This is a genomic window from Gordonia sp. LMA167 (assembly GCF_058130025.1).
In genome coordinates this window covers 5139889-5164520 of record NZ_CM176708.1, presented here as the reverse complement: position 1 = coordinate 5164520, position 24632 = coordinate 5139889, and the positions used below count along the sequence as shown (strand labels likewise).

The following is a 24632-nucleotide window of genomic DNA, read 5'->3' as shown; positions in this document are numbered from 1 at the left end:
CCGACCGCCGGGCGGTCGATGCCGGTCAGTCGGGCCGATGGCCTTCCCGGTCGAGCAGCGACTGCTTGATCGGCAGACCGTAACGGAACCCGCCGAGCGACCCGTCGCTGCGCAGCACACGGTGGCACGGCACGAACAGAGCTGCTGCGTTACGTGAACACGCTGACGCCGCCCCGCGCACGGCCGCCGGGTTGCCCGACAGGGCGGCGAACTCGGTGTAGGTGACCGGGTCACCCGGCGTCACCGTCCGCAGAGTCGACCACGCGCGTTCGAGGAACGGGCCCGAGCGCTGGCGGACGGCGACCGAGTCGACGGCCGAGAACATGCCTTCGTAGTAGGACTCGACCGCTGCCCGGATCGACTCGAGCCCGGAGGTCTGCGCGACGCTGTCGGGCCGGAGGGACGGGTGGACGAGGGCGGTCAGGTAGTTCGGATCATCGGTCCAGCCGGATGCGAGGACCTGCTCAGTGCTGTCCGCGATGACGGTGAAGGTCCCGTCGGGTGTGTGCACCGACGTCCACTGGGCCGCAGCACCCGCGGTCGGTGAGGTGGACGCGGAGGTTGTGCTCGCCGGGGTCGCGATGGTGGCGGCGGAGGTTGCCGGGGTGGAGATGGTGGATGTCATCGTGCTCCTTCTGCAGGCTCGCCGCTGTGTTCGCGACGAGATGAGGTCGATCGCGTGATGGGCGATCGTGGTGATGGGGCCCGCGTGGAATGCTTCGTCGACATCGGCTCGATCGGAATCTCGTCGACCAGTATGGCCTCGGTCTCCGACAACCGATGACGCCACAGATGCATGGACGCGTACGAGCGCCACGGCGACCACGCAACCGATGCCGAAGCGAGGTCGATGCCCAGGTCGGCGGCGGCCCGGGCCACCACCAGATCCCGGTCGAGCATGATGTCCGGGTCACCGGTGACCCTCATCGCCACGTAGTCGGCGGTCCACTGGCCGACACCCGCCAGGGAGCGCAGATCGGCGCGCAAGGCCGACGCATCACAACCCGCGTGCATCTCCACGCTGCCGTCGGCGAGCGCACCTGCGGCGGAGATGATCGCGTCGATCCGCCGCTGCGGCCCGGTGAGGACCCGGTGACCGTGTTCGGCGATGGTTGCCGGGTCGGGGAACAGCTTCCATCCCCTCGCCGTGGCGCCGGGACCCGCATCCTCGGTGCCGATGTGGCCGGGGTCCGGGATGGGATGCCACGGCGCCGGACGACCGAGTTCGGCCACGAGTCGGCTGACGTGATGGCGGGCGGCCTTCACGCTGATCTGCTGGCCGATCATGGTCCGGATGAGCGTCTCGGAGGGGTCCATCGTCCCGGGGACGCGCAGGCCCGGGGCGCGCGCGACGAGCGGTGCCAGAGCCGGGTCGGCGGCGAGTGCGGCGTCGGTGCTCACCGGGTCGGCGTCGAGGTCGAGCAGTCGGCGCACCCGGTTGACCGCGACCCCCAGGTCACGCATGTCGAGGTGCGCGATACGGGCGGTGACATGTCCCCGTGTCGGTTCGACGGTCACCAGGGCCGGTCCGTGTGGAAGGGCGACGGTGCGTCGATAACGCCAGCCGCCCGGGGTGTCCGTGTCGTCCACGCGCTCGGTGCCCTCGACCGCGTGTGCGGCGAGGAACCAGTGCAGCCAGCGGTGGTCGAGTGGGTGCCGGTGCGCGAGGCGGAGCGTGACCTCGCCGAGCGCGCCGCCGGACTCGGATGGCGCAGCGCGAGCAGGTTTTGATCTCGAGGGTGACGGAAGGGTGCGCAGCCGGGTCGGCGTCGTGCCGAAGATCTCCCTGATCGTGTCGTTGAATTGGCGAATACTTCGGAACCCGGCGGCGAAGGCGATCTCGGCCATCGGCATCGACGTGCACTGGATCAGCACGCGCGCGGTGCCCGCGCGGTGGGCCCGCGCCAACGCCAGAGGGCCGGCGCCGAGGTGGTCGGTCAGTACCCGGTTGAGATGTCGCGGGGTGTAGCCGAGTTGCCCGGCCAGTCCTTCGACACCATCACGCTGCACCACACCGTCGGCGATCAACCGCATGGCCCGCGACGAGAGGTCGGCGCCGGTGTTCCAGAGCGGAGAACCCGGAACGGCGTCCGGTGAGCACCGTCGGCAGGCCCGGAAGCCTTGTTGCTGGGCGGCGGCCGCGGTGAGCACGAAGTGCAGGTTCTGCGGACGGGGAGTCTGGGCGGGACACGATGGCCGGCAGTAGATCCCGGTGGTGTGCACGGCGACGAAGAACTGGCCGTCGAATCGGGTGTCGCGGGACGACACGGCGCGATAGCAGCGGTCGAAGTCGAGCGAGTCGGTGGTGTCGCGAACGATGGTCACCCCTCCACTGTGGCATCAGGACCGAGGGATTCCTGGCGGAAATCGGACATCTCCGGGAAGGTGGTTCACGCGAATCGCCGAACGGAGTGACGCAGATTACATTTCCTGGCAACATGTTCGTCATGAACACACCGTTCGGTGGCCGTCAACGAGGACGGAACCACGAACTGCCCCTGTCGGAGTACCCCGCCTGGGCGCTCGAGATCATGATGGGTCTGTACGGACCCGAGACGATCGAGGGTGCCTGTATCCACGATCGGGCCGTCACCTCGCTCACATCCCCGTCGGTCGGCGAAGGTCGGAAAGTTGTCGCGCCCGTGCCCGCGGCGGAGACTCCGCCGGCGGCCCCGACGGGCGAACCACTGTCGCCCATCGTCGTGGAACTCGAGGCCATCAACGAACTCGTCAAGTACGTGGAACGCAAGCTGAAGCGTCATTAGCCGCTCCATCAGCGCAGCCGAGGCGTCATCGACGCTCGCGGCACGGATACGCGATGCGTCAGTTCCCGCGACACATGCGGTGAATGTGTGACGATCTGAGCGTGACTGATCAATCGGGCGTGCCCGGCATCCCGGACGTGTCGGACTCCTCCGGGTCCGCGAATGAGACGACCGGATTTCCGACTCGCATGCAGGTGGTGCTCGCGGGCTTGCGATCCTCCTCGATCGTCAGCCTTCAGCTCGTGTTGGTCGTCGCGGCCGTCTGGGTCGTGCTGTGGGTACTCGGCAAATTCTGGGTCGTCCTGCTGCCCGCGGTTGTCGCGATCATCGCGTGCACGGTGTTGTGGCCACCGGTGCGGTGGATGCGCAATCGAGGCGTCCCGGCGGCGGCGGCGTCGCTGGTGATGATGTTGATCGGGATCGGCGCGGTGGCGGGAGTGATCAGTCTGATCGTGCCGTCGATCGTGCGGCAGGCGCCGGAACTGGCATCGCGCGCGACCGATGGCGTGCACACTTTGCAGGACTGGATTCAGGGCCCACCGCTCAATGTTCGGGATGAGCAACTCGACAACATCGTCGACACGGTCACCCAGAAGATGCAGTCGAGCGCATCCACGATCGCCGCAGGTGTGTTCAGTGGCGTCGGGACCGCGACGTCGATCGTGATCACGCTGTTCACCGCGCTGATCCTGGTGTTCTTCTTCCTCAAGGACGGGCCCAAGTTCGTTCCGTGGCTCGACCGCACCGTTGGTCGGCCGTCGGGAACCCACATCGGCGAGGTGCTGCTCCGGATGTGGAGCAGTCTCGGCGGCTTCATCCGGACGCAGGCGATCGTCAGCTTCGTCGATGCCAGCCTCATCGGCGCCGGGCTGTTCATCCTGAAAGTCCCGCTCGCCGGGGTCCTCGTGGTGATCACGTTTCTCGGCGGCTTCATCCCGATCGTCGGTGCGTTCGTCGCCGGTGCGCTCGCTGTCCTGATCGCGCTGGTGTCAAACGGACTGACCACCGCGCTCATCGTGCTCGGGATCATCATCGGCGTGCAGCAACTCGAGGGCAACGTATTGCAGCCGTGGCTGCAATCGAAGTCGATGGATCTGCACGCGGTCATCGTGTTGCTCTCGGTGACGCTCGGGGGCACGTTGTTCGGCATCACCGGCGCGTTCCTCGCGGTGCCCACCGCGGCCGCCATCGCCGTCGTGCTCCGCTACCTGAACGAACAGATCGCCGAGCGCGCCGGTGAGACACTGCCCGATCAGGGCACACCGGTGAGCGCGCATGCCGGCGGGGTCACCGACGACGAGCCGCCCGAGGGCGCCGATCCCTCGGCGGATCCGGGTACGTCGTCCGCCTGACCCGCCGAGAGAACCCGCGATCGCGCCGAGACAACCCGCGATCGCGCCGAGAGAACCCGCGATGACGCCGACAGAACCCGCGATCCCGCCGACAGAACCCAGGATCACGCCGACAGAACCCAGGATCACGCCGACAGAACCCAGGATCACGCCGACAGAACCCGCGATCACGCCGACAGAACCCAGGATCACGCCGAGAGAACCCGCGATCACGCCGACAGAACCCAGGATCACGCCGAGAGAACCCTCCGTTTCGGCGTCAGGGCCGTGCGGCCGCCGCTCGGAACGCACCTGCCGATACACTGGACGCCCGTGAGTCTCACCCTCGGAATCGTCGGCCTTCCCAACGTCGGGAAGTCCACCCTCTTCAACGCGCTGACCCGCAACGACGTGCTGGCGGCCAACTACCCGTTCGCCACGATCGAGCCGAACATCGGCGTCGTCGAGCTGCCGGACACCCGCCTGAACCGCCTCGCCGAGATCTTCTCCAGCGAGCGAATCCTGCCGGCCACCGTGTCCTTCGTCGACATCGCCGGAATCGTCAAAGGTGCGTCCGAGGGGGAGGGGATGGGCAACCAGTTCCTCGCCAACATCCGCGAGGCCGACGCGATCTGCCAAGTGGTCCGCGTGTTCGCCGACGACGACGTGGTGCATGTCGACGGTCGCGTCGACCCGCTCTCCGACATCGGCGTGATCGAGACCGAGCTGATCCTCGCCGATCTGCAGACGATCGAGAAGGCCCTGCCGCGCCTGGAGAAGGACGCGCGCAAGAACAAGGATCTCGCCGAGACCGTCGCTGCGACGCACAAGGCGCAAGAGATCCTCAACTCCGGCAAAACCCTTTTCTCGCAAAAGGATTCGTTCGACCTCTCGGCGGTACGGGACTTGCACCTGATGACGGCGAAGCCGTTCCTCTACGTGTTCAACGCCGACGAATCGGTGCTCACCGACGAAGCCCGTAAGCAGGAGTTGCGTGACGCCATCGCGCCGGCCGACGCGGTGTTCCTCGACGCCAAGGTGGAGAGCGAGCTCCTCGAGCTCGACGAGGAGGATGCGCAGGAACTCCTCGACTCGATCGGGCAGACCGAGCCCGGGTTGCGGTCTCTCGCGCGCGCCGGTTTCCACACCCTGGGCCTGCAGACCTATCTGACCGCAGGTCCCAAGGAGTCGCGGGCGTGGACGATCCACCGCGGCGACACCGCCCCCAAGGCGGCCGGGGTGATCCACACCGACTTCGAGAAGGGCTTCATCAAGGCCGAGATCGTCTCGTTCGACGACCTCGACGCCAACGGTTCGATGGCCGCGGCAAAGGCGGCGGGCAAGGTCCGGATGGAGGGCAAGGACTACGTCATGGCCGACGGCGACGTGGTCGAGTTCCGGTTTAACGTATAGCGCTGTTAGCGCACCGCGTTAGGCTGGTTCGGTGATCAGTTACGTTCGGCGACAAGATCACCGGACGTATGTCTGATGCCACTGAAGGCGACGTGATCGAGCCGATCCACCCGGATGAAGTACTCATGGAGGACTTCATCGAGGGCTTCGGGATCACGGAGAACAAGCTCGCCGTTGCGATTGGTGTGCCGCCACGACGCATCAACGAGATCGTGCACGGCAATCGGGGGATCACGGCTGACACAGCCGTGCGGCTGGGCAAGTACGTCGGCACGTCCGCCGAGTGCTGGATGAATCCGCAGTCGCAGTACGAATTGCGGATCGCACGCCGTGCGTTGCGTGAGCAGCTTGATGCGATCTCGCCACCGGAGCCCGCATGACGGTCGAGGTCGTCGTTGGGGGACACCTGGTCTGCGCGAACGCCGACGAGGCCGACATTGTCGAACGGCTCCTGACGCGCCACGTCGACCTGACACGCGCCGAGCCGGGCTGCTTGTCCTTCGACGTCGACCGGACCGACGATCCGTTGGTGTGGCGGGTCGACGAGAAATTTGCCGACGAGGCTGCGTTCGCCTTCCACCAGCGGCGAGTCCTGGACAGTGAGTGGGGCCGCGCCACCGCCGGCATACAACGCCGGTACGCGATCACGATCGGCGAAGGCTGACGGCATCCGTGTCCCGCTCGCGCAATCCTGCGGAGTTGCGGACCCGCGAGGGTGCCGGCGGGCCATCGTCAGTTGTGGTCGACTCGCCGGTGGTGCGTCCCGGAATCAGGCAACTCGTTTCGGCGTCCGCTCCACCGGATACGGGCCACCTATCTGCGTGACACACCACTAGCGTCTACCGTATGGCCATCAAACTCGAGAACGTCGGCATCGCTGTAGAGGACCTCGAAGCGACAATCGCCTTTTTCACCGACTTGGGTCTCACAGTCGTCGGACGTGACACGGTCAGCGGCGAATGGACCGACACCGCCGTGGGACTCGACGGCAACCACGCCAAGATCGCGATGCTGCAGACCCCCGACGGCATTGGTCGTCTCGAGCTCTTCGAGTACATCCATCCTGACGCGATCGAGACGACCCCGACGCTTCCGAACGAGATCGGCATGCACCGCGTCGCCTTCTCCGTCGACGACATCGACCAGGCTCTGGACGTCGCCGCGAAACATGGCTGCCATCCGCTCCGCGGCGTGGCCAACTACCAGGACATCTACAAACTCACCTATGTGCGTGGTCCCAGCGGGATCATCGTGATGCTCGCAGAAGAGCTGACGAAGGACTGACGTCTGATCCGTGCCATCGTCCGGTCGGGTTCGGAGACGATCGCCACCGAGCGTCAGTTCGGTGCGGCGGGCCGATCACGTATCGCGGCGGCGGCCGCCGCCCGAGACCGGACGCCCAGCTTGGATCGAGCGTTGGCCACATGCCGGTGCACGGTGTGTGGACTCAACGTGAGTCGTCGCGCGATCTCCACATCGGTCAACCCCTGTGCGACCAGCTCGAGGACCTCGCGTTCGCGGTCGGTGACCTCCCCGCGGCCGATGTCGCCGGGCCGGCGTGGCACCGGATGGCCGAGCCCGGACACAGTCGCATCGGCGACGGCCTCGGCATCGCCACGCCACGGGAAATGGTCGTCGCCGGGTAGTTCGACCAGGACCGCTCGGCGCACCCGTCGCGCGACGTCGACACCGAGCGCCAACGGGACCGCGCGGTCGCTGCGGCGGTGGATCACCACTGTCGGAACCGTCACAGCGGCCAGGTGTTCCGTCGCATCGAGGGCATAGCTGGCCGCGAGCGACGCTGCCGCCTGATCGGCGGTGGCGGACTGACGCTGAAATCGTGCGAACCGTTCCCGTTCGGTGCTGCTCGCCCCCGGGAGGAAGACGTCGGCCAACAGTCGCGACCCGAGGCCCCAGTGTGCTGCGACGGCCTCCACCATTGCGCGGCGGGCACTCTCGGGGGCGATGTCGGCGCCTCGGGCATACGCCCCGTACAGGACGAGATGGTGCACACGTCGGGGCATGCGGGCCGCGAGGCCGGCAGCGGCCGCGCCGCCCGACGAGCCGCCGAGGAGGCCGAAGCGGTCGAACTGCAGTGCGTCGACGAGTTCGGTCATCACCTCGACCTCGCCGTCGAGGTCGAGTGGCTGTCCGTCCCCGGGACCCGACGCGCCGCGACCGGGCTGGTCGTATCGGATCACGGTGAAATGCTCGGCCAGGCGACTCATGTACCCGCGGAACAGCGGGTCCGCCCAATTGAGAGCGAGGTGGCTGCACCACCATCCGCCGACGAGCAGCGGCGGTCCGTTCCCGATCTCGGAGTACGCGATGTCGCCGGCCGTGGTCGTGAGGCGGCGGATGAGTTGATCCTCGGCTCGGAGCATCGGCGTTCTCCCGTCACATGGCCGATTCGGGCCATTCACGGATGGCACTGACCGGCCATGTTCACGCGCTGTGATGAGGCGATGCTGACGGACATGACAACAAACAGTCTCGATCAACGCTTCTTCGCCAAATGGTATCCCCTGTTCATGAGTCGTGTGGAGAGGTCGGGTCAGGCCGCCATCCGGGCGGACAACCTCTCCCGTGCACACGGCAGGACGCTCGAGATCGGCGTCGGGAACGGGTTCTCCGTCTCGCACTATCCCGAGGCCGAGCTCGAGGAACTCGTGCTCATCGAACCGAATCCGGCGATGCGGGCACGGTTGGCAGAGCGCGACCTGCCCGCAGTGCCGGTGACCATCCGTGACGGCGACGCGCACTCGCTGGACTATCCCGACGCCTCGTTCGACACCGTGACCGCATCGCTGCTGTTCTGCTCGGTGGCCGATCCGGCGCGCGTGCTCGCCGAGGTGCATCGCGTGCTGCGGGTGGGCGGCGTGTTCCTCTTTCACGAGCACGTCCGCGGCACCGGTGTGCGCGCAGTGGTGCAGGACATCCTGACCCCTGTGCAGCGGCGGCTCGCGGATGGCTGCCACGCAAACCGGGACTTCGAGGGCGAACTGCGGGCGAGTGCACTCCATGTCGATGAGATCCGCCACCTCCGTATGCCGACCCTCATGCCCACGATCGTCCCGCTCGTCGTGGGTAGTGCCCGAAGGACCTGATCGATGTGAACGCGCGGTCCATCCGGGCTCGCTCGGAATCGCCGACACGAACTGTGGCCAAAGTTGCGCGTGATGACCGGCTGTCAGTGATACTGCACCGGTGATGCGTATCAAGCGGACCACCGTCTCCGTCGTATCAGTAGTGGTGGCCGTCGCGGGTCTGATGGTCTCGGTACCAGGCAGCAGTGGTGCGGCGCCGTCGTCCGGCTGGCGGTACACGATGGTGGCGTTCAGCAGCGCCAGCGACCGCGACATGGACGTCTACCAGTCGCCGGACGGCACCACGTTCCAGCTCGTCCGAAAGTCGGCCTATCGGCCGCCATCGGGGCGCGTGCGCGACGCCAGCATCTTCCGGAACACGGACGGCTGGTACTACCTCACCTATACGACGGTCGACGGCGCGAACATCGGCTTCGCACGCAGCCGTGACCGCGTCACCTGGACGTTCATCGAGAACTGGCCGGTCCCGTTCTGCTGCGCCTTTCTGCCGGGCACCGGGGACGGTAAGGGCCTCGGCTCGTCGAGCGGGCCGGGCTCCTCCGGCTCGGCTGGATCCAGCGACGGCCCGTCGCTCTCACCGTTCACCACCAAAGCCTGGGCACCCGAATGGTTTGTGGACGGCGGACGGGTCAACGTCATCTTGTCGATGTCGACCGGCGGTGGCTTTGTGCCGTATCTGATGACGGCACTCACGCCCGATCTCCGGCTCTGGAGCCCGCCCGTTCCGCTCGCGGGCATCGGTGCGGACCACATCGACACGACGGTGGTCAAGGTCGGCGCGACCTATCACGCGTTCACCAAGAACGAGACGAAGAAGGTCATCGAGCACGCTGTCGCACTGTCGCCGGCCGGACCATATCGATTTGTCCCGCCGGGAAATTGGGGCTCCCACGTGGAGGGCCCGGCGGTGATCCAGTTGCCGAACGGAACGTGGCGGATGTACCTCGACGCCTACACCAGAGGAAAGTATGTGTACTCCGACAGCCGGGACGGGTTGCGCACCTGGTCATCGGTGAAAGAGCTTCCCGGCCTGTCCGGAAAGGTGCGACACGTCGGCGTGATGCGTGAGCCGGCGTGACCTCAGCTCACGATCCCTGAGGAGGTCCGGAGCCTGGCGGAGGGCCGTCACGACGGGCCCTTCGTGACGCATCCTCGCAAGCTCGGAGGCTCCTCAGGGGGCGGGGATGATGGTGAGCTCGCGTCACCTCACCTCAGGGGGCGGGGATGATGGTGAGCTCGCGTCACCTCGCCTCACCTCAGGGGGTGTTGGCGCGGCTCGGGTCACCTCACCTCACCCAGGGGATCTTGGCGGGCCCGCCATCTCGCCTAACCCAGGGGGATGTTGGCGGGCTCGTGGCTCAAAAACCGGCGCTGTCCAGCGCACCGCCCGGTCAGCCGAGGTAGGTCGACTCGAAGACGAGGTCCTTGATGAGTTTCTGATACTCGGCGTGCGTCTCGTGTTCCCGGGTGTGCCAGTTCACGCCTTCCTGCCGGCGCATGAAGTCCCGATACTCCGGGGCGCCAGGATATTTCACGTTGTCGGCGACGACGACCGAGCCGGGGTGCAGCCAACTCTGTGCCAGGATTCGGTGCAGGTCGGGCAGATACTCGCTCTTCTCGTGGTCGATGAACACGAAATCGAGTGTTCCGGGCGTGAATCCGTGGTCGTCGCATAGCGCGGTGATGGTCTTTCCGTCGTCGCTCAGCGTTCCGACGACGACGACGATGCGCTCGCCGATACCCGCGTGATCCCAGATTCGTCGCGCGACCTCTGCATTCGCCGCATTGAACTCGATCGAGTACAGAACGGCATCGGCGGGCATCGCCCGTGCGATGCGCAGCGCGCTGTATCCGCAGTAGGTGCCGAGTTCCAGCAGTCGATGCGGATGTGCAACGGACACCGCGTCGTCGAGCAGCTTCCCCTTCTCGTCGCCGACATTGATCAGATACTGCTTGCTGTAGCAATATTCGTCGATCGCCCGGATGGCGTCGTCGATGTCACCCTGGCGTGCGTGCTCGCAGACATAGTCGGCCAGCGCGGCTTCGCGACCGTCGCCGACCTGCCAGAAGGCGCCCATGTGGCGTAGCGAGAAGATGAACCGCACAAACGACCACCGCAGGAACAGGACCGGTTTGCCCATCGATTCGTTGGCGGCGACCGCCAGGCCCAACGCGGTGATGCCGGCCAGCGCCAACCGAGCCAGTCGCCGCCTGAACAGGCTGGGCCGACGGACGGTCAACAGGATCGACGAGGCGAGCGACACCATGATCGCGACGATCGTCGCGGAGTACCTGGTCATGAATCCTTCTGTGTTCGAGCCGGCGGCCGAATCCTCACCGTGGGCCATCATCGGCGCCGGTTCAGTTCGGCGTCGAGGAGCGGTCCGATGACGGCGAGCGCCTCGGGATTGGTCATCTGGGCGTGTGTCACGTCGACCGTGTGCTCGATGATCTGTCCGGTGACATACGGCCGCCACATCTCGCTGGTGAGGGCGCCGGTGACGCCCCTGGTTGCCGAGAAGTACATCAGGTCCCCGTCATGTCGGGCCGGCCGATAGGTTGCGGACATCCCGACGCAGTCGACGTATCCCTGGTGCAGGCCTTCGAGCTGCGCGCGGGTCAGTCCTCGACCCGGTCCGGTGGTGTGGGCGAGGAGGTCTACCGCTCCGTCGAGTGACAGTGGCCGCGTATCGGGAGTCTCCGACTCGTTGCCCTCCAGGTGGGTGATCAGATCGCGCACGGTCGGCGGTTGCGGCGGCGGTGTCCCGTCTCCGAATGCCACGGTGTCGAGCATGATCACCAGATCGACGTCGAGCCCGTCGGCGCGCAGCGCGATGGCCAGCGCGTGGGCGAGTTGCCCGCCCAGAGACCAGCCCAGCAGGTGATATGGCCCGTGCGGTTGCACCCGCGTCAGTTCACGCCGGTAGATGTCGGCCAGCTCCTCGACGGTGCGGCATCGATGCGCCCCCGGTCCGATCGTCGGCGACTGCAGGCCGTAGATCGGCCGGTCGCCGACAAAGGACACCAACCCCGTATAACACCAGGACAACGGCACGGCCGAGGGCAGACAGATCAGCGGTGTGCCAGAACCGTTGGCGCGTAACGGAAGAATCGTATCCAGGGCCGAATTGCCCACGACAACATCGTGGTCTGCGCCGATCGCCGCCGCCTCGATGGCGGAGGACAGGGTTTCCACGGTCGGGGTGAACAGCAATGACATCGCGACGGTCGTGCCGGTCTGCTCCGACAGCCGCTGACACAACTCGACGCCAAGCAGGGAGTTGCCGCCGAGTTCGAAGAAGTTGTCGTCCAAACCGATCTGCGACTGCCCGGTGACCTCGGCGATCGCATTCGCCACCGTGTGTTCGACGGCGGAGGTCGGAGCCCGGAAAACAGGGCGCGCCAGTGTCTGCGGGTCCGGCAACGCGGACCGGTCGGCCTTGCCGCTGCTCGGGTTGATGGGTATCTCGGGCAACACCACCACCATCGCCGGAATCATGGCGGGCGGCAGGACCTTCCGTAGCCGTGTCAGCACCGCTGTGCGGTCGATGGTCTCCTCGTCCACCGCGACGATGTAGCCGATCAATCGATCACCGAGCTTTTCCGACGTCCACATCCGCACCACGGCCTGATCGACCGCTTCGTCGGCAGCGAGCGCCCGCTCGACCTCGGATGGTTCGATGCGCTGGCCCCGCAACGAGATCTGGACATCGCTGCGTCCGAGGTACTCCAGGGTGCCGTCCGGCCGCTCGCGCACGACGTCGCCGGTGCGGTACATCCTGCTGCCCTCGGGCCCGTACGGATTCGCCACAAAACATTGCGCGGTCATGGCGGGTCGGCCCAGATATCCTCGCGCCAGGGCATCGCCGGCGAGATAGAGTTCACCGCGCGCACCACGCGGCGCCGGCCGTAGCCGGGCATCGAGTACGCACAACTGCACACCCGGCAGCGCTCCGCCGATCGTGACGATCTCCGAATCCGGATCGAGCGCATCGGTCTGGGTGACCACGACGGTCGCCTCGGTCGGCCCGTACGAATTGAACATGTCGGCCTTGCGAGCCCAGTGCGCGGCCACTGCGGGTGGGCACTTGTCACCGCCGACGGCCACGACCTGCAGCGACGGCAGGCGATCCGATTCCAGGGTGGTGAGAATGGTTGGTGTCACCAGCAGGTGCGTGACCGCATGGTCTTCGAGGACCCGCGAGAGGCGTTCCCCGGCAACGATGTCCGGTGCCGGGACCACCAGTTCCGCCCCTGCCGCGAAGGCGGAGAAGTACTCGAGCATCGACGCGTCGCAAAAGGGAGAATGTGATTGGGCCACAACTGATTCCGTGCTGATCCGGTAACGGGCCACCAGATCGTCGCTCAGCGTCGCCAGGCCTTCGTGAGTGCTCAGCACACCCTTGGGCTCTCCGGTGGACCCGGAGGTGTAGATCAGGTAGGCCGGGTGGGCGGCACGCAGTGGTCGTGTCCGGTCCGCGTCGGTCACCGCGGTGACCGGGCGTGACGCGGCGGCAGAGGTGAACTCGTCACCATCCACGACAAGCCAATCCAGACCGGGCGTGCCCAGCGATGCGCGCCGGCTGCTGGTGGTGAGTCCCAGAGTCGCCCGCGAATCGGCGAGCAGCTTCGACACCCGCTCCGGTGGTCCACTCGGGTCCACCGGGAAGAACACCGCACCGGCCCGGGCAACCGCCCACAACGCCGTGATCGCCTGCAATGACCTCGGCAACGCCACCGCGACCACGACTTCCGGGCCCGCTCCGTGTGCGATCAGCTCGCGCGCCCACTGGGCGCTGCGCTCATCGAGTTCGCGATAGGTCACCGGCCCCTCTCGCCCGCGCATCGCTATCCCGTCACCGGTGCCGACACCGGCCGCCAGCAACTCGGGGAGCAGCCGCTGTCGGCGCTCGTGGCGGTGTGTCGCGATGGTTCGTGTGCCCGCGATGACATCGAACAGCCTCTGTTCGCCGGACGCCGGCAGGATGCGGGACAGGCAGGTCATGAACTGCGCCAGATATCGTTCGAGTTCGTCCGCGCTGTACAGAGCCGGGTTGGCGAAGAAGTCGATGTTGAGGGGCCCGGAGCCGAATCGATAGCAGTTGATCGTCACATCATCGACGGGCCCGGCCGAGATCAGGTGCGCCCGACCGTGCGCCGCGCCGAACTCGATGTGGTCGGGAAACGTCAGGACGTTGATCAGCGGGCCGTAGCCGTTGCGCCCCGCCAGACCCACACCGAGGTCGCGGAGCAGGTCCTCGTGTCGGTACAGCTGATGGCGCAAGGCGCCGATCACATTCAGGCGGATCTGCCGCACCAGCTGGTCGAGGGTGCTCCCGGCGACGTCGCGCACCCGCAACGGCACCACGTTGGAGACCATACCGGCAGATCGCCGCAGCTCGGATGTGGTGCGAGCGGCAACCGGCAGCGACACCGTGATGTCGGTGTCCCCGGTCATCTGCGCGAGGAAAGCGGTCACGGTGGCGACCAGGACCTCGGCGATGCCGGTGCCCGCCCGGGCGGCTGTGGCATCGACCTGCGCCATCGCGCCCGCATCGATGGTCGTATGGGCGACATGCGGGTACGCCGACGGCGCAGCGTACCGATCGCTCAGTCGAGTCACGTGATTCAGGCCGGCGAGATTCTTTCCCCAATACTCGCGGTCCTTCGCGAATCGCGGCGAGGACCGGTATCGGCGATCGGCCTCCACGATGTCGGTCAATGCCATCGCCCGGCACGGTGGTGTGGGCATGTTGTTGTTTGCGGCCGAATACAATTCGGCGGTCCGCGCCAGCAACTGACCCGCCCCGTAGCCGTCGACCGCGATGTGATGGCTGCGTCCGTAGCACAGGTATCGATCGGGCCCGAGGGTGAACATCACGGCCTTGTTGACGTCGTCACCCAGTAGGTCGGTGCCGCGCTGCTGGTCGTGGTTCATCCACGCGCGCGCGGCGTGCTCGGGATCGGGGTGATCGCGCAGGTCGATGCGGTCGTATCCGGTGTCCACGTCCTGGTCCAGGTACTGGCGCGGTTGGCCCCCGGACGTCGCGAATCGCACGTGGGGCGACTGCAGTTCGCGACCGGCCTGGCGGGTGCAATGCTCGAGTAATCCGGAGTCGATGGGTCCCCGGAGTTCGATGTATTGAGAGATCGAGAACGGCACCGTCGGGTGAAGTTGTTGGGCCAGCCACAAATCCGACTGTGCTGCCGACAAATCGAACATGTCCGTGGTCGGTGCCACGGCGTGGTGTCGACGCATGGTGCTCGAGAGATCTACCAACACAATTCCTTACGGTTCTGGACAGCGACGGTGTCGCGAATGCCGACCAGGCCGGCCACGACCGTTCGCGATGTCACAGGCGGACGTTGGTCGTGAGAAAACGCCTTACCTCGTCCATCATGTACTCGGCCGAGTCGGCGACGTAGAGGATGGGCTGGCAGATGCCGTCATCGATGTCGCTGGACAGGACATCCTCGACCCGGAAATCCCGCAGCTCTGCATGAGCGAAAGACTCCATCTCGGCGACCGACGACAGGATCGCGGCACCGTACGCTCGCGGGTGACCATTCTCGACGACCAGGCCGACCTCCATGGTGAACCAGAACATCCGTGCGATCGCCGTGCGCAACTCCGCGGAGTCGGCCTCGTTGGTTGCTCGTCCGAACCAGCGATACAGCTCTGCGAACTCCGGATCGCCCAGCATCACAGCGTGTCCGACCAGTTCGTGGATGACGTCTGGTTCGGGCGAAAACGCTTGTTCGGCAACGGGGCGCATATCCGGGGTCGCGTGGAGGATGCCCTGTGCCAGGGGTCCGTAAAAAAGCCGACCCGGAAGGCTTCCGATGGCCGGCGCGAGTTCGAAGCCGGTCAACGACCGCAGCGTGCGTGAGACCTCGCCGAGTTGCGGTACGCGGCTCGCGGGCAGCCGCACCCGGCCCGCGGCGGCCCGATAATGCGCGCAGCCGAACTGCTCATGCATATCGCGCAGCGTCGAGAAGACACGCGCCCACATCGCATCCTCATCGCTGCTGTAGACGAATTCGGGCAAGGGCCGCCCCGGGCGATACGCGACGGAAACGCGCTCACGCTGGGTGCGGACATCGGGATCAACCGTCATCGCAATGTGTCCTTCCTCGCGCTGCGTGTGCGGCGCAGGTCATCACCGCTCGAATCGATACGTCTGACTCTGAGTAATCCTCTGATTGCCGTGGTCCTGCCGATCTCGTGCATCATCAGCGTAGGTCGTACACGGGCCGGCGCGCTCAGATCGAGACCGGTCCGAAGACGCGTCCGGATCTGTCGGCCCGATGGTCTCGGGTGGAGCATTGTCGCCGGATCGCTCGTCCGCGCACCATCGCGGTCGGACGCCCTCGTGCGAGGCGGGCCCGGTGCGCGAACGGCGGGAGGGGCAACGGTCTGGGTCCTCATGAATGGTCCAACAGCCCCATCACATCCACTTGTGCAAGGTTTCGCATCGATCGCCAACGGCAGCTCCCTGGTCAGAAACGTCGCCCACCGGTTCGACCCTGCGCTGGATCGTCGTGCTCCCAGTCGGTGGAGTAGCTGGCCCGACCCGCCAACACCAACACATATTCGCGTTCTTGTCAGCAACTGCTGATGCCGTGTCCGTGCGACGGACAGCACCGACCTTGATCCTACGCGTTGCAGGGTCGGTGTCCGCTAACCTACTACAAGAACGGTAGCAGTTCCGGAATCCCGGTAGAGTGCTGGACACGCCGCCGGTCGTTTCGCCAGGTGGCTCCACGGCACAATCGGGGGATCGACGAATGAAGCGACGGCGATCCGGTGAACTCGAGAACGAGGTGATCCGCGTCCTCGGTGGCAGCGACTGGATGTCGGTTGCGCAAGTGTCTGCAGGGCTGTCGAAACCGTTGGCCCACACCACCGTTATGACCGCATTGGTGCGATTGACCGAAAAGGGATTGGTGAGCCGGGAACGTCGAGGTCGTGCCTTCAACTACCGGCTCAATGCACCGGTGGAGTCGTTGCCGGCATTGCGTGCTGCCCTCCGGATGCGCAGCGCACTGGACGAGCGGGCCAACCGCGCCGATGTGCTGGCCAACTTCGTTGCGACACTCGATTCTGACGACGAGGCGATCTTGGCACGTCTGCTCACCGCCGACACGGACCAGAGTGAGGACCGCGGATGAGTTTTGCCCTCACGGTGGCCGCGCCCTGGGTGCTGTTGGTCATCTGTGTCGCGCTGGCGCCGTGGCTCGAGCGTGCGCTGACGCCCCACGCTTTCACCGTCGCCGTTCCCGGGACGATCGCCGCGCTGGCAATCGCCACTGCCACATCGGTGACCGCACTGGCCGCTGTCGCGCTCGCATCGAACTCGGTGCCGGCTCGGATCCTGGGTGCCACCCTGGTGGGTGTCGTCGCCTGGCGCCTCGCGGTGTTGGCCCGACACGCGCAACGTGTCCGGGCCGGCCGTCGCGCCAATGCGTTGTTCGAACATGCTGTGCCGCATGGCAGCGACCTGCTCGTCATCGACGATCCGGAACCGGACGCCTTCGCTGCCCCTACCCGTAACGGCGTCGTCGTGATCACGGCCGGGATGTGCCGGGCATTGCACGCGGACGAGCTGTCGGCGCTGATCCGCCACGAACGCGCACATCTGCGTCACCGGCATTACGCATGGATTCAGTTGTGCGAGTGCGCAGCACGGATCAACCCGATCGCCATACCGATCACACGCACGGTCCGTCACGCGGCCGAGCGCCACGCCGACGAGGTCGCGGCGATGGCCGGCCCCGGTCCGCTTGTCCGTGCGTTGGCCCGTGCCTCGCTCGCACAGTCGGCACACCGTCGATCATCGAACGCAGGCGCGCTGCACAGCAGCGGCGGAAGCGTCGTACAGCGGGTTCGGGCACTCACCGAGCCATCGCCCTCACCGACACCCAAGCGTGCGTTGGCCGCTCTCGCGATGGTCGCACTTGTCACCGTCGCCCTGACCGTGGCCCTCGGTGACGTGGTCGAGGACTGTGTGACACCCGAGCCCGGAGAGCCCGCGACTGCGGTCTTCCGTTGATTCGCCTGCGAGCGTGTCGCATCGGAACTCGAATCCGCGACACATGACGCTGGATCAGACCAGATCATGGCCTCTTCAAGCGAATTGAGTGTTCGGCAGGGGCCGCCCTTCGTGACACTCGGCTGGCGCCTCGTTCCTCAGAGCGTGTTTGAAAACTCAGGCAAGTTTGGCCAGTCGTCGTGACATGGTAGCGATGAGGGCGATGTACACCATGTTTTCGTGGTGGTCGGGTCGGGTTTCGTAGTCGCGGACGCAGCGGCGGTGTTTGACGATCCAACCGAAGGTGCGTTCGACGACCCACCTGCGCGGTAGGACGTGGAATCCAGTCATGTCGTCGGTGCGTTTGACGATCGTAACGGTTAGTGCCAGAACGTTTTTCGCCCAGATAAGCAGTCTGCCGCGGTAGCCGCCGTCAGCCCAGACCATAGTGATGGTGGAGAACTGGGCGCGCAGCGCGGCCAACACTCGGGCACCACCGTCGGCGTCCTGGATGTTGGCGACGTGGACCACGATCGCCAGCAGCAGACCGGTGGTGTCGACGGCGATGTGGCGTTTGCGTCCGTTGACCTTCTTGCCGGCGTCGTAGCTGCGACTGGCACCGGGCACGGTATCGGCGCCGGGGATCGATTGAGCGTCGATGATCGCCGCGGTCGGCAGCGGGTTGCGGCCGTCGGCCACGCGCAGCATGTCGCGGAGGCAGTTGTGGATGCGGCGCCACGCTCCACTGGTGACCCAGCGGTGGAAGATCGCGTAGACGGTCATCGCGGGTGGGAACTCCGAGGGGAGTTGTCGCCAGGCGATACCGCCGCGGACAACATAGAAAACGGCGTCGAGAACGGTTCGGCGACACCATTTCTCGGGTCGGCCACCGCGTCCTGCGGTGTTCCCGGCCGGTGGCAGGAGCGGTTCGAGGACCGCCCACTGGGCATCGGTGACACTGGAGGACGGATATACCTCGCACCGATGACCAGACCCGTGGGTGGGGGTCGGGCAGGACGGGCACGCACCGATGGGTGATGATGGCATGGTGAACTCCTGGTGAGTACGTGTTGTTAGCACTCACTGACCTACCAGGAGTTCACTCAAATCCCATCCGTCACACGCCGCACATCCGAGTTTTCAAACACGCTCTCAGGGACCGGTGTGATGCTCGGCGGGCGCCTCGTTCCTCAGGGACCGGTGTGATGCTCGGCGGGCGCCTCGTTCCTCAGGGACCGGTGTGATGCTCGGCTGGCGCCGTTTCTCAGGACGCCAATTTTTCTGCAGCCTGGAGTTCCGAGGCGGGCCGCGACGTAGAATGGCGGCGTGAGCTTTGCCGTCCCGGCCAGGGACTACGCACGTTTCATGGGGCGGTACGCAGAGCCGCTCGCGGAGGTCTTCGCGGAATTCGCCGGGGTGGCCGGCGCCGACAAGGTGCTCGACGTCGGTTGCGGAACGGGCGCACTGACCGGTCATCTGCGGGCGACGGGTCTCGAGGTGGCGGCGATCGACCCCTCGCCACCGTTCGTGGAGGCGGCCCGCGCGAGCTTCCCGGACGTCGAGGTACGTCTCGGAACGGCGGAGCAATTGCCCTACACCACCGACACTTTCGACGCAGCCCTGGCTCAACTCGTGGTCCACTTCATGACCGATCCCGTCGCCGGAATCACCCAGATGGCGCGGGTGACGCGTCGCGGGGGGATCGTCGCGGCATGCGTATGGGACGGACCGACCGGTGCGTTGGCGCCGTTCTGGGACGCGGTGCATGCCATCGACCCCGACGCTGAAGATGAGGCGCTGCTCTCCGGTGCGCAGAAGGGGCACCTGACCGAGATATTCGATGCCGCCGGCCTGCATGATGTGACAGAGACTTCGATCTCGGTCACGGTCGCCCACCCGACTTTCGGGCAGTGGTGGCAGCCGTACACGTTCGGTGTCGGCCCGGCCGGCGAATACGTGCGACAACTCGACGAAGAGGGACGTGACCGGCTCGAATCGGTGGCTCGCGAACGTCTGGGGGACGGACCGTTCGCGGTGACCGCATGTGCCTGGGCCGCCCGCGGGACGGTGTGACCACGACGTGGACGACTGGCGGGTAGATCGGGTCGGTTCGGCTGTGCAGGGCCGCAATCCGACGGTTCTCGCCGAACTCGACGCCACCTTCGCGGTGATCGGGGATACGCAGTTGTTGCCCGGGTATTCGCTCGCACTCAGCAAGGTGATCGGGGCCGACCGCCTGACGGATCTCGGACGCGCCGACCGGCTGCGATTCCTGGCCGACGTCGATCTGCTCGCCGCTTCCGTAGAGGCCGTGTGCGCATCGAGGGACCACGGTTATCGACGGGTCAATGTGGAGATACTCGGCAACACTCATGCGTTCCTGCACGCCCATGTCTGGCCTCGCTATGACTGGGAGCCCGCCGATCGGGTCGGGATGCCGGTCTGGCTCTACCCGTCGGAGCAGCGGCAGAGCCCGGATGTCGCACTCGGGCCGCAGCACGATGATCTGCGTGCTGCGTTGGCTGCAGAGGTCGACCGGTTGCGGCGATCACCCGATTTCCGCTTCGACGTGTAGACCACGCACGGCGACGGCGTCGGAGATGATCGGCATGGCGCCGATCATCCTCGTGTCAGCTTGCTACCGTTTCAGCGATGCGTGTGGTGGCAGAGCGGCTGAGGTCCCGCCTGCCTCGACGTCTCCGGGTGGCGATCGACCTCGCGGTCGCAACGGTCAAGGATTCCGGCGACGACCGCATCACCGGCCTCGCCAGCGAGATCGCGTTCTGGGTGCTGCTGAGCCTGCCTGCAGTGATGCTCACCGTCGTCTCACTCGCGGGTCTGTTGGACCCGGTGCTGGGATCAGACGCCCGCGTGCAGTTGGTCGAACGGATCGAAGAGATTGCCGCCCAGGTATTTCGGCAACAGACCGTCGACGACGTGATTGCCGCGATGCTGGATCGTCTGCTCATCGAGGGTTCACCGTCGCTGTTCTCGATCTCCTTCGTCGTCGCGGTCTTCTCGGCCAGCCGTATCCTGCGCGTCGTGGTCCTGGCCATCACCATCGCCTATGACCTGGAGGAAGACCGCCCCACGTGGACGGCTCGGGTTCTCGGTCTGTTGTTCTCGCTGGTCGGGCTCGTCATCGGTGTGCTGCTGGTGCCGCTGGTCGTCGCTGGTCCGCAGCTCGGGTACATCGTCGAGCGCCGTTGGGGTCTCGAGGCGTTGCCGCTGGGGGAGGTCTGGAGGCTTGCCTATTGGCCGGTGGCCGTTGTGGGGCTCACCCTGACCGTGGCGGCGCTGTTCCATTGGGCGACGCCGCGCCGGACACCTTTCCACCGCGACCTTCCCGGTGCGCTGTTGGCCACCGCGGGCGGCCTGGGGTTCAGTGCGGTCCTGCGCCACTACACCGACACCGCCTTCGGTGGGGACGCCGTGTATGCCCCCGTCGCGGCGCCGCTCGCGATCCTGGTCTGGGTGTGGCTTGTCGCGATCGCCCTGCTGTTCGGGGCCGAGGTGAATGCCGAGATCGAAAAGGCCCATCCCGCCAATGGCTGGCCACCGCCACGCCGTCGTACCGCAGTCGAGATCGGGCGGTCATCATTTCGGCGCGTGCGCCGGGCAGCCGGACGTGGTGCGGATGACGAGACGCCCGACGAGCTTCGCTAGAAGTGTTCTGCTCGGCTACGGCATCCCTTGCGTCACAAGGGCGTCCAGCGCGGCTCGGGCCGCCGGATCACCACTCACCGCGACCGATCCGCCCCGGGTCCATGACCACAGGGCCAGGTCCTCGACCGGTGCGCCTGCAGTCGCGGTCGGGTTGCCTCCGGTCGCACGGACGGCTCGGCGGCCCTCGAGTAGTTCGCCCGAGTCGTGCGCCGGAGCGGACCACGAACCGACCTCGACCAACCAGGTCTGTTCGGTGTCGGTGGCGACGAACTCCACCACGCTGTCGGGCTGGTAGCGCGCGCCGGCGGGCATCCAGCCCCACATGACGTCGACGGCATGATCCACGGCGCCGGCCGCCACATCCGTGCCGATCGCGCCCGGCCGCGCGGCGGCGGCCAGCTCTGCATCGACACGGTGCATCGTGGCCTCGTAGGTCTGCATGCGGCGCGTGAACCCCACGGTCCGGTCGGGCGGAAACCACGACCAGCACGGCTCGGAGTCGGCTCGATTCGCCAATTGGTCGATGAGCGCCGACGTCGCCTGCTCACGCAGCGCCAGCATGTCCTCCATCGTGTCCGGGCGCCGGGGTTTGGCCTGCTCGACGGCGCCGAGCTCGGCCGCGTCGAGAATGCCGCGCTCGAGAATGCCGGCCCAGAAGAAGTGGACATTGGTCAGATGCCACAGGAGAGCCGAGGCATTCCAGTCCGGGCAGGTCGGGCAACGAGTCTGCGGATCGATCGCGGACAACACATCGGCCAATCGCTGCGATTCGCGCGCGATGACGGCGAGCCGGTCCATGCGACCATCGTGCCAGAACTGTCAGTCGGAGACGACCGCCAGGCCGTTCGCACCGGCCTTGTCCTCATCGACGCTGTGTACATCGAGTTCCGTGGTGCCTTCGGGAACCTTTCGCGACGCACCGGTGCGCCCGTGGGTGATGTAGAGGGTCAACCCGACGAAGGTGATACCGCCGACCAGATTGCCCACAACCGTGGGGATCTCGTTCCACATGAGGTAGTCGCCGATGGAGAACTCGCCTCCCAGCATCAACCCGGAAGGGAAGAGGAACATGTTGACGATCGAATGTTCGAATCCCATGTAGAAGAACAACATGATCGGCATCCACATCGCGATCACCTTGCCCGGCACCGACGTCGACATCATCGCGGCGACGACTCCGGTGGAGACCATCCAGTTGCAGAGCACACCGCGCACGAAGAGCGTGAGCATTCCCGCGGCGCCGTGCTCGGCATAACCGAGGGTTCGGGCTTCGCCGATCTGGCCCAGCTGTTGTCCCACGGCGTCGGGATCCACGCTGAAGCCGTAGGTGACGATGATCGCCATCATCACCGCAACGGTGAACGCACCCAAGAAGTTGCCGACGAACACCAGGCCGAAGTTGCGCAACATGCTCTTGACCGTCACGCCTCGTCGTCGGTCGATGAGCGCGAGGGGAACCAGGGTGAAGACACCGGTCAACAGGTCGAAGCCCATCAGGTACAACAGGCAGAAACCTACCGGGAACAACACCGCGCCCAGTAAGGGCTCGCCGGTCCGAACGGTGATGGTCACCGCGAACGCTGCGGCCAGAGCGAGTATGGCGCCCGCCATGTAGGCGCGGATCAGGGTGTCGCGCGTGGACATGAACGCCTTGGCCTCGCCCGCATCGACCATTGCGGTCACGAACTCGGCCGGCTTCACATACGACATGAGAGCTCCTCAGGTAGACAGTGAACGCGCGCCAGTCAACCGAGACGACATGTCGTATTTGTGTCATTTGCGGAACCCGCTGTTACGACCTTCTCTCATGCGTGAACGAGCGTGTGAGGCGCAGGCGCCCTACGCGCTCGGACCCAGGGCATCGTCGGAGACGTCCCGCGCCCCGTGTGGATCTTTCAGTTCCACGAAGATCGCATGACTCGGCGTCGAGCCCACATTCTCACCTCGATGGCTCTGTGCATCGAGCCATCGAGCGGTGAACGGCTGGAGTTCTACGTGTGCCTCCCGTCCGTCTGTGGTGAGGCGACGACGAAAGTTCGCCAACGGGATCATCACGCTGTCGGGATGGGTGTGCATGTGGGTTGCATCGCCCGGTTGGTCTCGGTATTCCAGCACCCGGACACGGTCGTTCTCGAAGACGAGGTGATACAGGTCCGGGTCGGTCGCGAGAGGGTCGGTGAGACGACGTGTGGTCATCCCATCCGCGCTGCGCGTGTCGGTCATGGCGGGCTCCTTATATGGGACTGAAGTACCACGATGGGATCAGTGTACCGTGAAGGCATGACTTCGGCCAGACCCGAACAGCCCTCGGGCCACTACGAAACGCGGGGTCGTGTACGTCAGAAGCAGCGGACGCGTGACGCGCTCGTGGCGGCGCTGCATGAGCTCATGGCGCAGGACGGATCACCGTCGATCGAGGAGGTCGCCGAGTCGGCCGGAGTGTCCCGGACCACGGCGTACCGGTACTTTCCCGATCGTGCGGCGTTGATCCGAGCCGCGTATCCACAGATCGACGAGCCGCAGCTGTTCACCGACGACGTACCCGACCGGGTTGAGGACAGGGTGGCGAGGGTTGTGGAGTTCCAGATCGAACTCATCGAGAGGTGGTCGGCGCAGTTGCGCTCCGCCCTCTGGTCGTCACTGCTGCCGGACGCCGCGGGGGCCCCGTTGCGCGCGGGACGGGCGATCGGTTGGTTCGAAGAAGCCCTCCGACCGCAGGTGGGCGAGTGGACCGAGGACCGGATCCGCCGAGTGGCCGTCCGCCTGCGCGCGACTGTCGGGATCGAACCGTGGGTGTGGCTGGTCGATGTCGCCGGGCTCGAGCCGGCCGAAGCGAAGGATGTACTGAGGGCCAACGCGACCGCCGTGCTGCGAGCGGCACTCGATGGACGCTGATCCACAGCGGAGCGATGTGGCGGCCGATCCGGGTGGGCCTACCAGATCACCGCCACCCCCGCCGCGGACAGCGACAACACACCGGCGGCGACGAACATCGGACGAGGGACGGCCTCGCCGGTGCGACGTTGTCGCGCGCTGCCCATCCCCAGCACTCCTCCGAGGACCACCAGGATCGCCAGCTTCACGCCGATCTTGACGTAGTCGAGTTCGATGCCGGCCGGCCACGGTGCGGCCAGCACGGCGCCGGTGATCAGCGACAGCAGCAGACCGTAGTCCATCAGACGGGTGAATCGATACTGGCGGGCCGCGGCTTGGGCAGCCCACGCGCCGAACGTCACAGCGAATGCCGCGATGTGCACGAGAACTATGACGTTGCGTAGTACATCCACGCCGCCGAGGATATCCCCGAGAGTCGCACCG

At 66.2% G+C, this 24632-nt stretch carries 25 protein-coding genes; 14 read left to right on the top strand and 11 right to left on the bottom strand.

Features of this window, described 5'->3' with window-relative positions:
- Nucleotides 1-25: 25 nt before the first annotated feature.
- Both ACVT6V_RS23490 and ACVT6V_RS23485 read right to left on the bottom strand, forming a co-directional pair.
- Nucleotides 26-625 (bottom strand): methylated-DNA--[protein]-cysteine S-methyltransferase, encoded by a 600-nt coding sequence (locus tag ACVT6V_RS23490; protein WP_489896499.1) that lies wholly within the window; start codon nt 623-625, stop codon nt 26-28.
- Complete coding sequence (locus ACVT6V_RS23485) at nt 622-2325, bottom strand: DNA-3-methyladenine glycosylase 2 family protein (protein ID WP_489896498.1); 1704 nt, start codon at nt 2323-2325, stop codon at nt 622-624. The genes ACVT6V_RS23490 and ACVT6V_RS23485 overlap by 4 nt, the downstream gene beginning before the upstream one ends.
- A gap of 122 nt (nt 2326-2447) precedes the next feature.
- On the opposite strand from ACVT6V_RS23485, the gene ACVT6V_RS23480 reads away from it, so the two are divergent.
- The 6 genes from ACVT6V_RS23480 to ACVT6V_RS23455 all read left to right on the top strand — a co-directional run bounded on the left by ACVT6V_RS23480 (nt 2448) and on the right by ACVT6V_RS23455 (nt 6793).
- Nucleotides 2448-2765 carry a hypothetical protein gene (locus ACVT6V_RS23480; protein ID WP_489896497.1) on the top strand — a complete coding sequence of 106 codons (318 nt, stop codon included), beginning with the start codon at nt 2448-2450 and terminating at the stop codon, nt 2763-2765.
- A 188-nt stretch (nt 2766-2953) separates the two neighbouring features.
- Nucleotides 2954-4117, top strand: a complete 1164-nt coding sequence (locus tag ACVT6V_RS23475) for an AI-2E family transporter (protein WP_489900976.1) — start codon at nt 2954-2956, stop codon at nt 4115-4117.
- A 312-nt stretch (nt 4118-4429) separates the two neighbouring features.
- A complete protein-coding gene (gene ychF, locus ACVT6V_RS23470) occupies nt 4430-5509 on the top strand; it encodes a redox-regulated ATPase YchF (RefSeq protein WP_489896496.1) in 1080 nt (359 codons plus the stop codon).
- A gap of 68 nt (nt 5510-5577) precedes the next feature.
- The gene (locus tag ACVT6V_RS23465; RefSeq protein WP_489896495.1) at nt 5578-5889 is read left to right on the top strand and encodes a HigA family addiction module antitoxin; all 312 of its coding nucleotides are present in this window, start codon (nt 5578-5580) and stop codon (nt 5887-5889) included.
- On the top strand, nt 5886-6173 hold the full coding sequence (locus tag ACVT6V_RS23460) for a putative quinol monooxygenase (protein ID WP_489896494.1): 288 nt from the start codon (nt 5886-5888) through the stop codon (nt 6171-6173). The genes ACVT6V_RS23465 and ACVT6V_RS23460 overlap by 4 nt, the downstream gene beginning before the upstream one ends.
- Before the next feature lie 182 nt (nt 6174-6355).
- Nucleotides 6356-6793, top strand: coding sequence for a VOC family protein (locus tag ACVT6V_RS23455; protein WP_489896493.1), 438 nt, complete (start codon nt 6356-6358; stop codon nt 6791-6793).
- Nucleotides 6794-6846: 53 nt separating this feature from the next.
- Here ACVT6V_RS23455 and ACVT6V_RS23450 read toward each other — a convergent pair whose 3' ends face one another.
- Nucleotides 6847-7893 carry an alpha/beta fold hydrolase gene (locus ACVT6V_RS23450; protein ID WP_489896492.1) on the bottom strand — a complete coding sequence of 349 codons (1047 nt, stop codon included), beginning with the start codon at nt 7891-7893 and terminating at the stop codon, nt 6847-6849.
- Between the two features lie 93 nt (nt 7894-7986).
- Here ACVT6V_RS23450 and ACVT6V_RS23445 point away from each other — a divergent pair, with 93 nt between their 5' ends.
- Nucleotides 7987-8616 carry a class I SAM-dependent methyltransferase gene (locus ACVT6V_RS23445; RefSeq protein WP_489896491.1) on the top strand — a complete coding sequence of 210 codons (630 nt, stop codon included), beginning with the start codon at nt 7987-7989 and terminating at the stop codon, nt 8614-8616.
- Between the two features lie 103 nt (nt 8617-8719).
- The gene (locus ACVT6V_RS23440) at nt 8720-9694 is read left to right on the top strand and encodes a glycoside hydrolase family protein (RefSeq protein ID WP_489896490.1); all 975 of its coding nucleotides are present in this window, start codon (nt 8720-8722) and stop codon (nt 9692-9694) included.
- Between the two features lie 313 nt (nt 9695-10007).
- On the opposite strand, the gene ACVT6V_RS23435 is transcribed toward ACVT6V_RS23440, so the two are convergent.
- From ACVT6V_RS23435 to ACVT6V_RS23425, 3 genes are all read right to left on the bottom strand, one after another.
- Complete coding sequence (locus ACVT6V_RS23435) at nt 10008-10757, bottom strand: O-methyltransferase (protein WP_489900974.1); 750 nt, start codon at nt 10755-10757, stop codon at nt 10008-10010.
- Nucleotides 10758-10963: 206 nt separating this feature from the next.
- A complete protein-coding gene (locus ACVT6V_RS23430; protein WP_489896489.1) occupies nt 10964-14857 on the bottom strand; it encodes an amino acid adenylation domain-containing protein in 3894 nt (1297 codons plus the stop codon).
- 112 nt (nt 14858-14969) lie between these two features.
- Nucleotides 14970-15734 carry an amino acid hydroxylase gene (locus tag ACVT6V_RS23425; RefSeq protein WP_489896488.1) on the bottom strand — a complete coding sequence of 255 codons (765 nt, stop codon included), beginning with the start codon at nt 15732-15734 and terminating at the stop codon, nt 14970-14972.
- A gap of 670 nt (nt 15735-16404) precedes the next feature.
- Between ACVT6V_RS23425 and ACVT6V_RS23420 the strand changes: the two genes are divergently transcribed.
- Together ACVT6V_RS23420 and ACVT6V_RS23415 are read left to right on the top strand one after the other, a co-directional pair.
- On the top strand, nt 16405-16788 hold the full coding sequence (locus tag ACVT6V_RS23420) for a BlaI/MecI/CopY family transcriptional regulator (RefSeq protein ID WP_489896487.1): 384 nt from the start codon (nt 16405-16407) through the stop codon (nt 16786-16788).
- Nucleotides 16785-17669 (top strand): M56 family metallopeptidase, encoded by an 885-nt coding sequence (locus tag ACVT6V_RS23415; protein WP_489896486.1) that lies wholly within the window; start codon nt 16785-16787, stop codon nt 17667-17669. Before ACVT6V_RS23420 ends, ACVT6V_RS23415 begins: the two co-directional genes overlap by 4 nt.
- 156 nt (nt 17670-17825) lie before the next feature.
- Here ACVT6V_RS23415 and ACVT6V_RS23410 read toward each other — a convergent pair whose 3' ends face one another.
- Nucleotides 17826-18695, bottom strand: a complete 870-nt coding sequence (locus ACVT6V_RS23410; RefSeq protein WP_489896485.1) for an IS5 family transposase — start codon at nt 18693-18695, stop codon at nt 17826-17828.
- A gap of 318 nt (nt 18696-19013) precedes the next feature.
- Between ACVT6V_RS23410 and ACVT6V_RS23405 the strand changes: the two genes are divergently transcribed.
- The 3 genes from ACVT6V_RS23405 (at nt 19014) to ACVT6V_RS23395 (ending at nt 21314) form a co-directional block, all read left to right on the top strand.
- On the top strand, nt 19014-19721 hold the full coding sequence (locus tag ACVT6V_RS23405) for a class I SAM-dependent methyltransferase (protein ID WP_489900972.1): 708 nt from the start codon (nt 19014-19016) through the stop codon (nt 19719-19721).
- 7 nt (nt 19722-19728) lie between these two features.
- Nucleotides 19729-20223 (top strand): HIT family protein, encoded by a 495-nt coding sequence (locus tag ACVT6V_RS23400; RefSeq protein ID WP_489896484.1) that lies wholly within the window; start codon nt 19729-19731, stop codon nt 20221-20223.
- Between the two features lie 77 nt (nt 20224-20300).
- Nucleotides 20301-21314 carry a YihY/virulence factor BrkB family protein gene (locus ACVT6V_RS23395; RefSeq protein WP_489896483.1) on the top strand — a complete coding sequence of 338 codons (1014 nt, stop codon included), beginning with the start codon at nt 20301-20303 and terminating at the stop codon, nt 21312-21314.
- A 15-nt stretch (nt 21315-21329) separates the two neighbouring features.
- On the opposite strand, the gene ACVT6V_RS23390 is transcribed toward ACVT6V_RS23395, so the two are convergent.
- The 3 genes from ACVT6V_RS23390 to ACVT6V_RS23380 form a co-directional block, all read right to left on the bottom strand.
- Nucleotides 21330-22112, bottom strand: a complete 783-nt coding sequence (locus ACVT6V_RS23390; protein WP_489896482.1) for a maleylpyruvate isomerase family mycothiol-dependent enzyme — start codon at nt 22110-22112, stop codon at nt 21330-21332.
- 21 nt (nt 22113-22133) lie between these two features.
- Nucleotides 22134-23024, bottom strand: a complete 891-nt coding sequence (locus ACVT6V_RS23385; RefSeq protein WP_489896481.1) for a formate/nitrite transporter family protein — start codon at nt 23022-23024, stop codon at nt 22134-22136.
- Nucleotides 23025-23153: 129 nt separating this feature from the next.
- Entirely contained in the window at nt 23154-23537 is a 384-nt protein-coding gene (locus tag ACVT6V_RS23380; RefSeq protein ID WP_489896480.1) for a cytoplasmic protein, read from the bottom strand.
- A gap of 57 nt (nt 23538-23594) precedes the next feature.
- Here ACVT6V_RS23380 and ACVT6V_RS23375 point away from each other — a divergent pair, with 57 nt between their 5' ends.
- Nucleotides 23595-24209 carry a TetR/AcrR family transcriptional regulator gene (locus ACVT6V_RS23375; protein ID WP_489896479.1) on the top strand — a complete coding sequence of 205 codons (615 nt, stop codon included), beginning with the start codon at nt 23595-23597 and terminating at the stop codon, nt 24207-24209.
- Between the two features lie 38 nt (nt 24210-24247).
- Here the strand turns inward: ACVT6V_RS23375 and ACVT6V_RS23370 are convergent, their stop codons facing one another.
- A complete protein-coding gene (locus ACVT6V_RS23370; RefSeq protein WP_489896478.1) occupies nt 24248-24601 on the bottom strand; it encodes a Fe-S protein in 354 nt (117 codons plus the stop codon).
- Between the last annotated feature and the right edge of the window lie 31 nt (nt 24602-24632).